Annotated in this window: 13 protein-coding genes and 2 pseudogenes; 6 read left to right on the top strand and 9 right to left on the bottom strand. The window is 65.4% G+C overall.

The window, feature by feature from the left end:
* Positions 1–81: 81 nt before the first annotated feature.
* Positions 82–1,014 carry a helix-turn-helix domain-containing protein gene (locus CVM73_RS26895; protein ID WP_100234822.1) on the top strand — a complete coding sequence of 311 codons (933 nt, stop codon included), beginning with the start codon at positions 82–84 and terminating at the stop codon, positions 1,012–1,014.
* Positions 1,015–1,023: 9 nt separating this feature from the next.
* Here CVM73_RS26895 and CVM73_RS26890 read toward each other — a convergent pair whose 3' ends face one another.
* Together CVM73_RS26890 and CVM73_RS41655 are read right to left on the bottom strand one after the other, a co-directional pair.
* Positions 1,024–1,908: a catalase gene (locus CVM73_RS26890; RefSeq protein ID WP_430641319.1), complete on the bottom strand. Its 885-nt coding sequence runs from the start codon at positions 1,906–1,908 to the stop codon at positions 1,024–1,026.
* Between the two features lie 165 nt (positions 1,909–2,073).
* Positions 2,074–2,157: pseudogene (locus CVM73_RS41655) on the bottom strand (TetR/AcrR family transcriptional regulator); the annotation flags it as partial.
* Between the two features lie 68 nt (positions 2,158–2,225).
* Here CVM73_RS41655 and CVM73_RS26880 point away from each other — a divergent pair.
* The 4 genes from CVM73_RS26880 to CVM73_RS26865 all read left to right on the top strand — a co-directional run bounded on the left by CVM73_RS26880 (position 2,226) and on the right by CVM73_RS26865 (position 8,975).
* Positions 2,226–3,455, top strand: a complete 1,230-nt coding sequence (locus CVM73_RS26880) for a cytochrome P450 (protein ID WP_100234821.1) — start codon at positions 2,226–2,228, stop codon at positions 3,453–3,455.
* A gap of 132 nt (positions 3,456–3,587) precedes the next feature.
* Complete coding sequence (locus CVM73_RS26875; RefSeq protein ID WP_100234820.1) at positions 3,588–7,226, top strand: AsmA family protein; 3,639 nt, start codon at positions 3,588–3,590, stop codon at positions 7,224–7,226.
* Positions 7,227–7,582: 356 nt separating this feature from the next.
* Positions 7,583–8,704, top strand: coding sequence for a DUF2336 domain-containing protein (locus tag CVM73_RS26870; RefSeq protein ID WP_100234819.1), 1,122 nt, complete (start codon positions 7,583–7,585; stop codon positions 8,702–8,704).
* Between the two features lie 31 nt (positions 8,705–8,735).
* Entirely contained in the window at positions 8,736–8,975 is a 240-nt protein-coding gene (locus CVM73_RS26865; protein WP_100234818.1) for a hypothetical protein, read from the top strand.
* 192 nt (positions 8,976–9,167) lie between these two features.
* Here the strand turns inward: CVM73_RS26865 and CVM73_RS26860 are convergent, their stop codons facing one another.
* Positions 9,168–9,401, bottom strand: a complete 234-nt coding sequence (locus CVM73_RS26860; RefSeq protein WP_208639245.1) for a hypothetical protein — start codon at positions 9,399–9,401, stop codon at positions 9,168–9,170.
* 324 nt (positions 9,402–9,725) lie between these two features.
* Here CVM73_RS26860 and CVM73_RS26855 point away from each other — a divergent pair, with 324 nt between their 5' ends.
* The gene (locus tag CVM73_RS26855) at positions 9,726–10,097 is read left to right on the top strand and encodes a cupin domain-containing protein (RefSeq protein ID WP_100234817.1); all 372 of its coding nucleotides are present in this window, start codon (positions 9,726–9,728) and stop codon (positions 10,095–10,097) included.
* A gap of 90 nt (positions 10,098–10,187) precedes the next feature.
* Here the strand turns inward: CVM73_RS26855 and CVM73_RS26850 are convergent.
* From CVM73_RS26850 to fumC, 6 genes and pseudogenes are all read right to left on the bottom strand, one after another.
* Positions 10,188–10,322, bottom strand: a pseudogene (locus tag CVM73_RS26850) (GNAT family N-acetyltransferase); the annotation flags it as partial.
* A 231-nt stretch (positions 10,323–10,553) separates the two neighbouring features.
* Positions 10,554–12,425: a ferrous iron transporter B gene (gene feoB / locus CVM73_RS26845; protein ID WP_100234816.1), complete on the bottom strand. Its 1,872-nt coding sequence runs from the start codon at positions 12,423–12,425 to the stop codon at positions 10,554–10,556.
* Positions 12,426–12,474: 49 nt separating this feature from the next.
* Positions 12,475–12,750, bottom strand: coding sequence for a FeoA family protein (locus tag CVM73_RS26840; RefSeq protein WP_100234815.1), 276 nt, complete (start codon positions 12,748–12,750; stop codon positions 12,475–12,477).
* A gap of 115 nt (positions 12,751–12,865) precedes the next feature.
* Positions 12,866–13,117 carry a ribbon-helix-helix domain-containing protein gene (locus CVM73_RS26835; protein WP_025038043.1) on the bottom strand — a complete coding sequence of 84 codons (252 nt, stop codon included), beginning with the start codon at positions 13,115–13,117 and terminating at the stop codon, positions 12,866–12,868.
* Positions 13,114–13,302, bottom strand: coding sequence for a DUF4169 family protein (locus CVM73_RS26830; protein WP_100234814.1), 189 nt, complete (start codon positions 13,300–13,302; stop codon positions 13,114–13,116). The genes CVM73_RS26835 and CVM73_RS26830 overlap by 4 nt, the downstream gene beginning before the upstream one ends.
* Positions 13,303–13,578: 276 nt before the next feature.
* Positions 13,579–15,006, bottom strand: coding sequence for a class II fumarate hydratase (fumC, locus tag CVM73_RS26825; RefSeq protein WP_100234813.1), 1,428 nt, complete (start codon positions 15,004–15,006; stop codon positions 13,579–13,581).
* Positions 15,007–15,020 lie beyond the last annotated feature (14 nt).

Genomic DNA, 15,020 nt, shown 5'->3' with positions numbered 1-15,020 from the left:
TTTGCCAATGTCGGATAATGGCACGTGATTTGGCGGTGGCGCCTCCGCTCCCCAGTCTACTCACATACGAGATGCACTCCCATGACACAGGCGGGCGCCTTCGCGCAGAAGCTCGAACGATTTTTGCATTTGAAGGATGCGCCGCCAACGCTGGTCACGCGTTCGCTGCGCAGCGCCGAGCTCGCCGTCACCGAAACCCGGGATGATCATCCCATCACGCGTCTTTCCGAGTCGATGCCCCCGGAGGACGCCTATCTCGTCAGCCTCAAATTCCGCGATTTCGCCGATTGCGAGTGCTGGGAGCGCGGCCGATGCGTGGTCAAGAGCGATATCCGCGCCGGCGCCACCTATCTGTACGATCTGAAGCGCGATCCCCGCTACGTGATCGACAAGCCCTTCCATTCCCTGTTCTTCCATCTGCCCCGTTCGGCGTTGGACGACATGGCGAGGCAAAGCGGCGCGCCGCGGATCGGCGAGCTCGCCTATCAGCCCGGCGTCGGCCATGACGACATGACGATCCGCCATCTCGGCGCATCGTTCCTGGCGGCGTTGCGGCAGCCTGAAGAGGCCAACCAGCTCTTCATCGACCACATGATGCTCGCGCTCACCGCACATGTCGCGACGACCTATGGCGGATTGCGGCGCGCCGCCGAGCCCGCGCGCGGCGGCCTTGCCCCATGGCAGGTGAAGCGGGCTTGCGAAAGGCTGGAGTCCGATCTCCGCGGCAAGCTTTCACTGGAGAAGATCGCAGCCGAGTTCGATCTCTCGGTCAGCCATTTTTCGCGCGCATTTCGCGTCTCGACCGGCCTGCCGCCGCACCAATGGCTGCTGCGCCAGCGTGTCGACACGGCCAAGCAATTGATGACGGTGCGCGACCTGTCGCTGGCGGAGATTGCGATATCGGCCGGGTTCGCCAATCAAAGTCACTTCACCCGGGTGTTCTCCTCGGTGGTCGGCATCAGCCCGGGAATGTGGCGCCGTGAGGCGCAGGGCGTGCTGGGAAGCGAGACCTGAGCTTTGCGCTCAGCGTCGCCTGGTCTGGGAGATGACGTAGGCGGTGCACCGTACCGCGAACATCTCGTCCGGCGGATGGCCGATGCCTTCGGCAAGATTGGCTGGATTGAACGCGGCCGCGCCGCACGCCTCGCTTGATTCAGTGCCTGTTATCACGATCGTTCCGAGGCGCACCGCTTCGTGCCCATCCTCGTCTGGCCAACGGATGGTCACGTCCATGACGGGGTCGCCGGGACGGTCCAGCAGCGCCATCACGCTGAACCTGACATCGCGCGCCGCAATCCGGGATTCGAGATCGCGCAGCAAGCCGGTGGCCGTGGCCGCGTCCTCGGCCGGCCTGCCTTCCTGGCCGACCGGCACCACCTTGAACTTGATGAACCGTGTCTCACCCCCAGCGTTCGTTGCGGGAAAGGCGTGCACGCCCCAATAGGTCGTGCAGGCAAGGCTTGGGGGCGGCGGATTTGCGGCAAGGTAGCTTGCCTGACGCAGCGTTTCGGGATTGGCGGCGGAGAATGCCGCGACTTGCGCCATGTCCGGCTTGCCGTCCGGTCCCGGCATGCGCGCCTGCAGGAAAGCCAGCATCTGGTCGGGCGTTCTGGCGAAATGAACCGGCGCGCTATGGGTGAGAATCTCGGAGCGCTGAAGGCCGCTGCCGAGCCGGAAGCTGAAGCCGCGCAGCGAGCACCCGTGCGTGTCGACCGCGTTCGGGCTGTCGCAGTCCGCCGAGAAGCGCGCCAGCACCCGGGAGGGCATGGTGAAGCTGCGGGACCTGGTGATCTCCTTGGCCTGATCGGAGGGGGCGTAGGTGCCGCGAACGCATCGGCCCCAGCAAAAGCTCGCCCGCGCCTTTGGCGGAAGACCGGCAACCGCCCTCAGGGCCTCGACAAGGGACATCGGCGTGGCTGCGCCGCTCGGGAACTTTGGCAGGACCGAACCCTGGCTTCGAACGATGGGGCTTGCTTGTGGCGCGGCGCGGATCGAAGCGTCTTTCCCAAAGCAGACATGCCTTGTCCGATCCTGCGACAAATCTCGCGGCGCGCTCGCTGCGGTCGTTCTTCGCTAGGCGGAGGCCAGCCCCGTCCTGCGCCTGAGATCCGTGATCGCGCGCAGAAAACTGTCGGCCGGCGTCGTCTCCGGATCGATTTGGTTACGCTGGGCGTGGGGCTGCGATCGGCGTATTGGTGTCATGCGGCAACCGATTTGAGGTCACCATGAACGAGCAAGTGCAACCCGCTGGCGGACCGATGTTCAACCCGCTCTCGCCGGACTTCATCCGCGATCCCTATCCGCACTACGAGCGGCTGCGCACGGTCGACCCCGTTCACGTGACGCCGTTCGGCCAGTTCGTCACCAGCCGGCACGCCGAAGTCAGCCTCGTGATGCGCGACAAGCGCTTCGGCAAGGATTTCGTCGAGCGCACCACGCGCCGCTACGGCCCCGCGATCATGAACGAGCCAGTCTTTCGGAATTTGAGCCACACGATGCTCCAGGCCGATCCGCCGGATCACACCCGTTTGCGCGGCCTCGTCGTCAAGGCCTTCACTGCGCGGCGCGTGGAGGACATGCGGCCGCGAATCCAGGAAATTGTCGATCAGACGCTCAATGCGATGATCGATCGCGGTCGGATGGACCTGATCGGGGATTTCGCCTTCCGTTTGCCGGTCACGATCATCTGCGACATGCTTGGTATCCCGGAAGAGCACCGCGAGGCGTTCCACAAGGGCTCGAGCGATGGCGTGCGAATCTTGGATCCTGTCCCCATGACGCCGGACGAGATCAAGCAGAGCAACGCGCGCAACCTGATGGCGCAGATGTATTTTCAGCAATTGTTCGAGCTGCGTCGCCGCAATCCGGGAGACGACCTCACGACCCAGCTGGTGCTGGCCGAGGAGGACGGCAACAAGCTCACGAACGAGGAATTGACCGCGAACATCATGCTGCTGTTCGTGGCCGGTCACGAGACCACCGTCAATCTGATCGGCAACGGGCTCCTGGCGCTCCACCGCAATCCGGACCAGCTCGCGCTGCTCAAGGCGCGGCCCGAGCTGATGGTGGGCGCGATCGAGGAGTTCCTGCGCTACGATTCATCGGTGCAGATGACCGGGCGCGTCGCGCTGGAGGACATCGACGATCTCGCCGGCAAGCGGATCCCCAAGGGCGAGACCGTGCTGTGCCTGCTCGGCTCGGCCAACCGCGACCCCGCGGCCTATCCTGACCGGCCCGACCGGCTCGACGTCACCCGCCAGAACGTGAAGCCGCTGTCGTTCGGTGGTGGTATCCATTTCTGTCTCGGCGCCCAATTGGCGCGCATCGAGGCCGAGATCGCCATCGCCACGCTGCTCCGGCGGCTGCCGGATTTGCGCATCGACGACGTCGCAAACCCGGAATGGCGGCCGACCTTCGTGCTGCGCGGGCTGAAGCGGCTGCCGGCGAGCTGGTGAGGCCGCCCAGCGTTAACCTCCGCGCGCAACAGTCGCTGTGACTTCGCCACACTTCCCCTTATATAGGGAGCTGTTCCGGCGCGCCTGAGGCCCTCAGGTTCGGCCCGGGCCGGTTTGGCCGAGGGGAGACCCGTGCAGACGACGCTGCTCGGATTGGCGATTGCCTTCATCATTGCGCTGCTGGCCGCGCTGATCGGGCCTTACTACATCGACTGGAACCAGTTCAGGCCCCAGTTCGAGGCGGAGGCTGGCAAGATCATCGGCGTGCCGGTGCGGGTGGGGGGCGAACTCGATGCGCGGCTGTTGCCGACGCCGACGCTGCGGCTGCGTGCCGTCACCTTCGGCGGCAACAACGATCTCGGCCGCCTGCGCGCCGACAAGCTCGACGTCGAGTTCAGCCTGGGCTCCCTGATGCGCGGCGAATGGCGCGCCACCGAGCTCTCGGTGGGCGGCATGGCGGTCGATCTTGGCCTCGATGCGCGCGGGCGGGTCGATTTGCCGTCCACCGCGACCGGCACCTTCAATATGGGGTCCCTCGCCATCGAGCGGCTGAATCTCACCGGCCGCATCGCCTTGCACGATGCCGCCAGCCGCTCGACGCTGGAATTGAACGACATCGTCTTCTCCGGCGACGTGCGCTCGCTCGCAGGCTCGGTGCGCGGCGACGGCAGCTTCACCGTTAGCGGAGTGCGCTACCCGTTCCGCATCTCCTCCGGCCCCAGCGCCGACGGCAGCGCGACCCGTCTTCACCTCAACATCGATCCCGGCGAGCGCGCCATCCTCGCCGATCTCGAAGGCGTGCTCGCCTTCGACAATCGCCAGCCGAAATTCGATGGCGCGCTGACGCTCGCCGCGCCGGTGGTGAAGAAAGCCGGAGAGGCGGGGGCGACGCCGTGGAAGCTCACCGCAAAACTCAAGGCCGACCCGGCCGGCGCCAAGTTCGACCAGATCGATGCGAGCATCGGCACTGATGACAACGCATTGAAAGTTGGCGGCGTCGGCGACGTCAGCTTCGGTGCTTCGCCGTTGCTGCGCGCGGTGCTGTCGGCGCGCCAGATCGATGCCGACAGGCTGGCGGCCAAGAACGATTCCGAGCCGCTGCGCATCCTGCCGGCGCTGCGCGCAGGCCTCGCCGCGATCCCGCAAGCGCCGATCCCGGCGCAGATCGAGTTCAACTCCGACCAGATCATGCTCGGTGGCCGCCCGCTCCAGAACATCGCGACCGAGCTTGCGACCGACGGCCGGTCCTGGACCTTCCGGCGGCTCGAGCTGCGCGCGCCTGGCATGACGCAGCTCTCGCTCAATGGCGCAGCTCCCGGCGCCGACAGCTTCAGCGGCCGCCTCAGCGTCGAATCGTCCGATCCGGACACGCTGGTGGCCTGGCTCCAGGGCCGCAACGAGATCAACCGCCGCAGCACGCGGCCGCTGCGCCTCGCCGGTGACGTCACGATCGCCGCCAACCATCTCGCCATCGACAGGCTGAAGGCCGACATCGAGGGCGGCGCGGTCGAAGGCCGCATTGCCTTCGTGCAGACCGGCGCGAGCAACGGCTCGCGGATCGATGCCGAGCTCAAGGCCGACCGCCTCGATCTCGATGCCGCCGCAAGCTTCGTGCGCGCGCTCGCAGGACCGCAAGGCGAATGGCCGGAGGAAGCAAAGCTCTCGCTCGATGTCGGCCGCGCGATCTCCGCCGGCCAGGAGCTGCGGCCGTTCGCAGCCAAGCTCGCTTACAGCCCGGCATCGCTGTCGCTGGAGCAGTTGCGCTTCGGCCAGGCCAGCGGCGTGACCACGGAGGCGAGCGGCAGCTTCGACCGCACGCATGCCACCGGCAAGCTCGCGCTGAAATCGTCGGCCAATTCGCTGCGCGAGCTCACCGCGCTGATCGAGCCGTTTGCGCCCGCGCTGCGCGCGCGCGTCGATGCCATCCCGGCATTATCAGGCGCGACGCGTCTGAAGCTCGATCTCAACCTCGATAAGAACGCCGAGCATGCCGATCGCAGCAATGCCCGCGTCATGCTCGACCTCGACGCACCGCAGCTCAAGGCAACCGCGACGCTGGTCGCGCAGACGCCGTCCGCCGCCATCGGCGGCATCGACCTCGATCGCCTGCGCAACAGCGACTTCACGCTGGACTCGAAAGTCTCGGCGCCGCAGGCCGGCGCCCTGCTGGCACTGCTGGGGCTCGATCGCATCGTGGCCGCCGGCGAGGGCGCTTCGCAATTCGAAGGCCGGTTGAGCGGCGCCTGGCGCCGTCCAGTGCAATTGAACGCAAAGCTCAGCGGCGGCGGGCTCGATGCGGACGCGCAGGGCAGCATCGAATTGTCGGAGCCCAAATCGTCAGAACCCAAATCACTCGAACCGAAGGCGAGCGTGAATCTGCGCGTGCGCAACGTCAATCTGGCGCCGCTGCTCGGGATCGGCCCAGCCGACAAACCGGCGCAGAATGTCAGCCTGTCCTCCCGCCTCACGCTATCAGGCAATCGCCTGAGCTTCGACGATCTCGACGGCAATGCAGCGGGCTCGCATCTGCGCGGACATGTTTCGGTGACGCTCGATCAGGACAAGAACGTCGACGGCGAGGTTGGTCTCGACTCGCTCGATCTGGCGCCGGCGCTCGCAATCGCCATCGGCGCGGCCGGACATGAGTCCGGCGAGCCGCTCACTGCAGGACTCGTCAGCGGCTGGCGTGGCCGCGTCGCCTTCCAGGCGCTGCGCGGCACGTTGCCTGGTGGCATCGAGCTGCGCCCCTTTGCGGGCACGATCCGGAGTGACGGCCAGTCGCTCGCGCTCGATGCGCTCAAAGGCGGCATCGGCGGCGGCGAGATGTCTGCGAGCCTTGACGCGCGCAATAGCGCGGGTGGTCTTGCGCTGAACGCGCGCATCGAGCTCGGCAATGTCGATGCCGCGGCGCTGCGCTATCGCGACCTCGCACTGCCCAAGGGGCGCGCCTCGGTGCAGATGGCGCTGACCAGCCAGGGCCGCAGCGTCGCGGCCATGACCGGTGCGCTCGCCGGCAATGGCACGGTGACGCTCGAATCCGCCGAGATCGCCGGCCTCAATCCGCGCGCGTTCGAGATCGCCATCCGCGCCAGCGACGGCGGTCAGGGCAACGACGACAACCGGCTGCGGCAGCTCGTCGAGCCCGCGCTGTCGGCGGGTCGCATTGCGGTGCCCTCGGCGCAGATCCCGTTCACGATCCGCGATGGCCGCCTGCGGGTCGGCGCAACGCCGCTGGAAGCGAAGAACGCCCGCGCCATCGTTTCCGGCGGCTACGACATTCCCGCCGACCAAGCCGACATCCGCGCCAGCCTGACGCCGATCATGACCGGGCTCTCCGGTGCTCCGCCGGAGATCCAGCTGTTCGCGGCAGGGCCCCCCGACAAGCTGAGCCGTACCATCGACCTCGCGCCGCTGTCGTCGTGGCTCGCGGTGCGCACGATCGATCGCGAGACGCGGCGGTTAGACGCCATCGAGCGCGGTGAGCCGCCGCCGGCAACGGCCGCGCTGCCGACGCTGGTCTCGCCCGATCCGGAGCCGCCGCTGCCGGATGTGCCGCTGCCCAGCCGCGATCCGCGCCGTGCGCCGCCGAAACCAAAGGCCGCGCCGACGCCGAAGGCACCGCAGGCCGCTCCCGCCGCGCCCAGCCCGCCACTTGCCAGCCAGCAGCTCGCACCGCTGCCGCCGCCGATCGAGGTGAAGCCGGCCCCAGGCCCGCCGCCCGCAAAGCCCAAGCCAAAACCGCCGCTGGTGCTGACGCCGCAGAATCCGTGAGAACGACGTGAGTTAAGCGAGCTTGAGCCGCGGGCTCCTCTTACCTCTCCCGCTTGCGGGAGAGGTCGCGCCGAAGGCGCGGGTGAGGGTTCTCTCCGCTTGGAGATTATCCCGGTGCGGAGACACCCTCTCCCCAACCCTCTCCCGCAAGCGGGAGAGGGAGCGCACCTTCCTCCTTCTCCATCGGTAAATCCATTCCCTCGCATTTGAATGAATTTTGCCCGGCAAAACTGATTTGCCGATTTTACTGAATTCTCGCGTTTCATCTCTAGCGTCGGTTCCCAGAGGAATTCGGCGTCGCGCCGCGAGCGGCGGGACGGCGCGCCAAAGGGCTACCAAGAACTGGGGTGATCGAGATGAACGGGGCGAAATCGCTTCTACAGGATCTGGACGACGCGATCGCGCGCGGCTCGGACGAAAGCAGGGCGAAGGCGTTGTGGCATGCGACCGATATCCTGATCACCGGCCGCTACAGCGACGATGAGATCAGCATGTTCGGCGAGGTCATCGGCCGGCTCGCCGACGAGATCGAGGTTGCTGCGCGCGCGCAGCTCTCCGAAGTCATGTCGGCGTGCGATCACGCCCCGCTCAACGTCATCGAAAAGCTCGCCCTCGACGACGAGATCGAGGTCGCAGGTCCCGTGCTGCGCAACTCCAATCGCATTGACGAGAAGATGCTGGTCGAGAGCGCCATGACCAAGGGCCAGGCGCATCTGCTCGCGATTTCCCAGCGCCAGTCGCTCGGCGAAGCCGTGACCGACGTGCTGGTCAAGCGCGGCAACCAGGAGGTCGTGACGTCGGTCGCCAAGAACGAGGGGGCGCGCTTCTCCGGATCGGGCCTGTTGCACATGGTTCGCCGCGCCGAGGGCGATTCGATCCTCGCTGAACAGCTTGGCCTGCGCAAGGACGTGCCGCGCCACATCTTCCAGCAGCTCATTTCGAAGGCGTCGGAAGACGTCCGCCGCCGTCTCGAGACCGAGCGGCCCGAGATGATGGCGCAGATCCAGAGCTCGGTGACCGAGGTCACCGGCGATCTCCAGTCCAAGTTCGGCCCGTCCTCGCGCAGCTATTTCGTCGCCAAGCGCGTGGTCACGACGCAGTACCGGCAGGGCAACCTCAATCAGGACTCGATCTCGAACTATGCGCGCCAGCACCGCTTCGACGAGGTGCAGATCGGCCTGTCGCTGCTCTCGTCACTGCCTGTCGACGTGATCGAGCGCGCGCTGATGGACCGCAATCGCGAGATGATCCTGGTCTTGTGCAAGGCGCTCGACTTCTCCTGGGACACGACGATGTCGCTCCTGTTCCTCGGCGCCAAGGATCATCTGATCACCGCACGCGACCTCCAGGACAACGAGCGCGAGTTCGGCCGGCTCAAGATCGAGACCTCGCGCAGCATCTTGAAGTTCTACCAGTCGCGCAAGACCGGCACGGGCGCCGATGCGGCGGGTCGTCAGCCCGAGCTCCAAGTACACTGACAAGTACACTGAGGAGAGGGGAGTATCTGCAATGTTGCCTCAATTCGGCACCGCGGTTCGCAAGAAGATCAACAAGTCGCCGGCCGCCGATCTCGGCGGCGGTGCGCCGGACAAGGCCTCGGTCGACGTCGCCTGGCTCGTGCTCGAAGCCGCCAACGATCTCGGCGACCACGCCGCGATCGAGGCCTGCCGCCGCGTCATCGACGCCGAGCTGAACGGCACGGTGGCGCGCAGCGCGGATGTGGATCTTGTGTTGGGCTATTTCAGGTAAGACTGGATCGGAGCATCCGTAGCGGCTGCTTCCACGACGTCATTGCGAGCGTAGCGAAGCAATCCAGAGTCCTTCAGCAGACGTCGGCCACAGAGGCCGCCTCGCTGGGCGGCCTCTTCCTTTGCGTCCAAATGCAAAACACAAAAGGCCCCGCCGAAGCGAGGCCTCCTTGTTCGATCGTGCTGGCTCGCACTAATCGTCCCAATAGTGATAACGACGGATCACGACGCCGCGGTCGTAGTCGCGGTCGTGATGGTACCAGCCACGGTGCCAGCCGCGGTCATGCTCGTAGATGCGCGCGCGGGGCCCGTAATAATAATCCCTGTCGCCGCCGACATAGACGCCGAAGCCGGCCGCGTTGGCGATGGCAGGAGTACCGATTGCGAGCATCGCTGCCGCCGCAAGAGCGCAAGTGAGCTTGTTCATCTGTTCCTCCTTGGTTTGCACGTCCCCTGGTCAACAGCTGCCGCCATTGCCCGTTGCAGGAACAGGGACGAAACTTTCTTGAACGAATGTTCAGGTCAGTTGCGTTCAAGTGCTTCATCGAAACCGCTCGATGGAACTGCGCCAAGGCGCGTCCCCTGTTCCAGGGACCACGACACGAGGCTTTGAACGGGCTGTCGCATATGAGGCGGAATGCTGTGCGAGCGGTTCGGCCTTCAACCTTGTCGCGTTGTGCCCGGATTTCCAATTGTCATTCACCGCGATCCGGCGCGGCGGCCCAAGACTCTCGAACGAGACAGATGCTCCATGAATGAACGGATCGACGGTCAGGCAAGCGCTCAGCAGGCCGGGTTTGCCGGTGTCACACGCAGTGTTCTCGAACGTCTCCCATTGCCCGGCCGTCAGCAGGAGCTGATGGTCGTCGAGGTCACCTATCCGCCGGGTGGCGTCGCGCCGCTTCACCGGCATCCCGTTGCGGGGGCGATCTACATCGTCGAAGGCGTTGCCGAATCCGCCTATGGCAGCGACGAACCGCGGCAATACCGGGCCGGCGAGACGTTGCAGGACCGGGCGGATGTTCCGCACACCCTGTTTCGCAATTGTGACCCGGAACGACCGCTCCGTTTTCTGACCATCTACGTGCTCGAACCCGGGCGCTCCTACACGATGGAGCCATGAGTCCGCCGCGCCCGGTCAGCGCAGATAGCCTGTAGGATGGGTAGAGCTCTTGCGAAACCCATCATTCATTGCTGCCCCTGTCGAAGCGTGACGGGTTTTCGCTGCCGAGCGCACCCCGCCGAGATAACGTGACACCTCGGCATCGAGATGCAGCGCGACGAGGTCGGAGAGGTGATCTGCGTGCAGTCGCTCGGCGATCAGCCTTTCAGTGCTGAAGCGATCCATGGATGCTGATGGCGATTTTGGGTGGTCGCGATCTCGGTGGCGTTGAAAGCCGACGATGGCATCATGCCCCTGTTTTGCCCGACGGTGCAACCGGGGCAGTCCGTAGCCCGGAGCGAAGCGCAATTTGGGCGACGGTGGTCGGGTGTTGTTAGTCCACCCGTAAGCCATTGATTTCACAGCCCCCGTCTACTGTGCATGGGGTTGTTTTCGCAGTTTTGTTGTGGAGGGGCCTCAGCCGGCCCCCAGCGCCAATGCGACGTTGTACGTCACGAAGCTCGCCGCATAGGCCAGCACCAGCATGTAGGTGAAGGTCACGCCCATCCAGGCCCAGCTTCCGGTCTCGCGCCGGATCACGGCGAGCGTCGAGGCGCATTGCGGGGCGAAGATGTACCAGGCCAGCATCGACAGCGCGGTTGCGAGTGACCATTTCGTCGCCAGCACCTGGCCGATCTGCTCGGCCGCTTCCTTGCCGCCTTCGATTGCATAGACGGTGCCGAGGGCTGCGACTGCGACCTCGCGGGCTGCCATGCCGGGGATCAGCGCGACCGCGATCTGCCAGTTGAATCCGACAGGCGCGAGCAGCGGCGCCAGCGCCTTGCCGATCATCGCGGCCAGGCTGAAGTCGATGGCCGGCTCGGTCGCGCCCGCCGGCGGCTGCGGGAACGAGGCCAGGAACCAGATCAGCACCATCATCGAGAAGATCGTGGTGCCGGCGCGCACCAGGAACATCTTGGCGCGGGTGTAGATGCCGATCACGATCGATTTCAGCCGCGGCATCTTGTAGTCCGGCAGCTCCAGCATGAAGGGGGCCGGCGCATAGTCGCGGATCATGAAGAACTTGATCACGAACGAGACGGCGAGCGCGCTGGCGATGCCGGCCGCATAAAGGCCGAACATCACGAGGCCCTGGAGGTTGATGAAGCCCCAGACGTCCTTCGCGGGAATGAAGGCGGAGATGATCAGCGTATAGACCGGAATGCGCGCCGAGCAGGTCATCAGCGGCGAGATCAGGATCGTGGTCAGCCGGTCGCGCTTGTTGTCGATGACGCGTGTCGCCATGATGCCGGGAATGGCGCAGGCAAAGCTCGACAGCAGCGGAATGAAGGCGCGGCCGTGCAGGCCGGCGCCGCCCATGATGCGGTCCATCAGGAACGCGGCGCGGGCCATGTAGCCGAAATCTTCCAGGAGCAGGATGAACAGGAAGATGATGATGATCTGCGGCAGGAACACGATGACGCTGCCGACGCCCGAGATCGCGCCGTCCTGAAGGAAGCTCTGGAAGAGGCCCTCGGGCAGGGTGGCATGCACGAACTCGCCGAGCGCATCGAAGCCGGACTTGAGGAGATCCATCAGCGGCTGCGCCCAGGCGAACACCGCCTGGAACATGAAGAACAGGATCAGCGCCAGCACGATCAGGCCGCCGACGGGATGCAGCACCACGGCGTCGATCCGCGCGGTCCAGGTGTCGGGTCTAGCAGGCAGGCTGACGCAATCGGCGATGATGCGGTCGGCCTCGCGCTGGGTGGAGCGCAGCTCGCTGACGCTGAGCGCGCGCCAGCTGTTCTCCTGCGGCTCAGTGGCGAGCTTGGCCGAGATCTCGTCGGTCAGCGCCAGCAGGTCGGCTGTGCCGCCCTTGCGCACCGCGATCGAGGTGACCACGGGCACGCCGAGCTCCTTGGCGAGCCGCACGACGTCGACAGTGATGCCGCGGCGGCTCGCGATGTCGAACATGTTGAGCACGAGGATCATCGGCCGTCCGGTGCGCTTGAGCTCGAGCAGCAGGCGGATGGTCAGGCGCAGATTGGTGGAATCGGCCACGCACAGCACGAGATCTGGCACGATCTCGCCGGTGGCCTTGCCGAGCACGAAGTCGCGGGTGATCTCCTCGTCCGGGCTGCGGCCGCGCAGCGAATAGGTGCCGGGCAGGTCGACCACCGAGACCTGGCGTCCCAACGGGGTGACGAAGAAGCCTTCCTTGCGCTCGACGGTGACGCCGGGATAGTTCGCGACCTTCTGCCGGCTGCCGGTCAGGGCGTTGAACAGCGAGGTCTTGCCGCTGTTTGGCGTGCCCACCAGGGCGAGATGCAGCAGGGGTAATTCCATGTGATCAAGAGCCCGGCAAGCGGCTTGTAATGAGGCGTCCCGTCGCAATCTAAGCGACGATGATGGCCATGGCTTCGCGACGGCGGACCGCGATGGTGATGCTGTCGACCCGCACGGCGATCGGGTCGCGCCCGACCAGCCCCTCATGCAGGACCTCGACCCGGGCGCCCTCGACGAAGCCGAGTTCGATCAGGCGGCTCTCGAGCTCGACGTCCGAGAGCGCCGAGCCCGCCTGCTTGGCGGCGAGGTGCTGGATGACGCCGGTATAGCCCCGCTGGGCCAGACCCAGCGGCATGTGCGAACGCGTGTCAGTGGTGTCGGTCATGCCCTGTATTTTCAACGCAGGGCATTGAGGTCAAGCGCGCGCGGCCGCCGAAGCTGCATCTTAGAGTGATTTTAAAGTGCAGAGGCCGGGGCGCCGTCGAGGGCGCCCCCGACGGCTATTGGGCCGGGACCTTGTCCGGCTGGGCGGCCATGGCGCGGCTCTTGAAGTAGTCCAGGACGAAGAGACGGATCGCCGACGACAGATTGCCCTGCTGGCGGTTGTTGTCGATCTCGCCGACCAGCTCGGACAACGTCATGTTGCGCAAGCCGGAGATTTCCTTCATGCCGTTCCAGAACGCCTCTTCCAGGCTGACGCTGGTCTTGTGACCGGCGACGACGATCGACCGTTTCACGACCGGCGACTTCATGGCTGCTCCTCGCGATCGATCCGGTGCTGGTCCAGATGCTCCTTGGCCTGGTCCGCCCGCTTCTCCTCCGCCGCCCGTTCCGCCTTCGTGCGACCGAATTTCGCCCGGTTGGCGTCCGCCTGCTTCGCCGAGGCTTCCCGCTCGGCGCGCTTCCTGAAGCGATTCAGGTTGATGACGTTCCCCATGCCGTGTCTCCATCATCCGATCCTCGTCAGACAGGATGAAACATTCAGAAACAGGGTGCCGCATTGCGCCCCACAAGACTTGATCGCCATTTGCTTGTCCTCGTCAATCGGCCCCTCGGGCCATCAAACGATGATTTCGCCCGTCGAGGGCGGAAGAGCTGCGTAACACGCCGCCCCGCCGCAACATTGACGGTAATCAAATCCCGCCCGCAAAGCCGCATATTTTTTGGGCGCCGAGCGTCCGTATCATTACGGATGACTATCGGAATTCGGAATTTATCCCGGGCTGGTCATCTTCTCGGGGCGTACCAGGCGGTCGAACTCGTCGGCCGAGACGAAGCCGAGCCGCAGCGCCTCCTCCTTCAGCGTGGTGCCGTTGGCATGGGCCGTCTTGGCCACTTTGGCGGCGTTGTCATAGCCGATCTTCGGGGCCAGCGCCGTCACCAGCATCAGCGAGCGTTGCATCAGCTCACTTATGCGCTTTTCGTCGGCGCGGATGCCGCTGACGCAATGTTCGGTGAAGGAGCGCGCGGCATCCGCCATCAGGCGGATCGAGTGCAGCATGTTGTAGGCCAGCACCGGCTTGTAGACGTTGAGCTCGAAATGGCCCTGGCTGCCGGCGACCGTGATCGCGGTGTGATTGCCGAATACCTGGCAGCACACCATGGTCATCGCCTCGCACTGCGTCGGATTGACCTTGCCCGGCATGATCGAGGAGCCCGGCTCGTTCTCCGGAAGGATCAATTCGCCGAGCCCAGAACGCGGGCCCGATCCGAGCAGGCGGATGTCGTTGGCGATCTTGAACAGGCCGGTCGCGACCGAATTGATGGCACCGTGCGCCAGCACATAGGCATCGTTCGAGGCCAGTGCCTCGAATTTGTTGGCGGCGCTGGTGAAGGGGAGCTTCGTGATCCCGGCGACGTGCTTGGCGAACAGCTTTGCAAAGCGCGGCTTCGAGTTGAGGCCGGTGCCGACGGCGGTGCCGCCCTGCGCCAGCGGATAAAGGTCCTTCACCGCGATCTTGAGCCGGGCGACGCCGCTTTCGACCTGCGCGGCATAGCCGGAAAATTCCTGGCCGAGCGTCAGCGGCGTCGCATCCTGGGTATGGGTGCGGCCGATCTTGACGATCTTCGAAAACTCCTTCTCCTTCTTGCGCAGCGCGCGCAGCAACTCGCCGAGGGCAGGGACGAGATCGGCATTGATGCGGCTTGCCGCCGCGATGTGCATCGCGGTCGGAAAAGAGTCGTTCGACGACTGGCTCATGTTGACGTGATCGTTGGGATGCACCGGCTTCTTGGCGCCGAGCTCGCCGCCGAGCAGCTCATTGGCGCGGTTGGCGATCACCTCGTTGAGGTTCATGTTGCTCTGCGTGCCCGAGCCGGTCTGCCACACGACAAGTGGGAAATGGTCGTCCAGTCTGCCCTCGATCACTTCGCGCGCGGCGCGGATGATGGCATTGGCGCGGCGCTGGTCGAGCAGGCCGAGCTCGAGGTTGGACTGTGCGGCGGCGAGCTTGACGATGCCGAGCGCATGCACCAGCGCGATCGGCATGCGATCGGTGCCGATGCGAAAGTTCTGCCGCGAGCGCTCGGTCTGGGCCCCCCAATAGCGGTCGGCTGGGACTTCGATGGGACCGAAGCTGTCGGTCTCGGTGCGGGTCGCGGAGCGTGAAGGTCGGGTCGACTTGGCCATGAGCACATCCATTTTGCCGCGCGGAA

Source organism: Bradyrhizobium forestalis (assembly GCF_002795245.1).
In the GTDB taxonomy this organism is placed as follows: domain Bacteria; phylum Pseudomonadota; class Alphaproteobacteria; order Rhizobiales; family Xanthobacteraceae; genus Bradyrhizobium; species Bradyrhizobium forestalis.
Note: the sequence above shows the minus strand (reverse complement) of the source record. Positions and strands in the feature narration are given on the sequence as shown.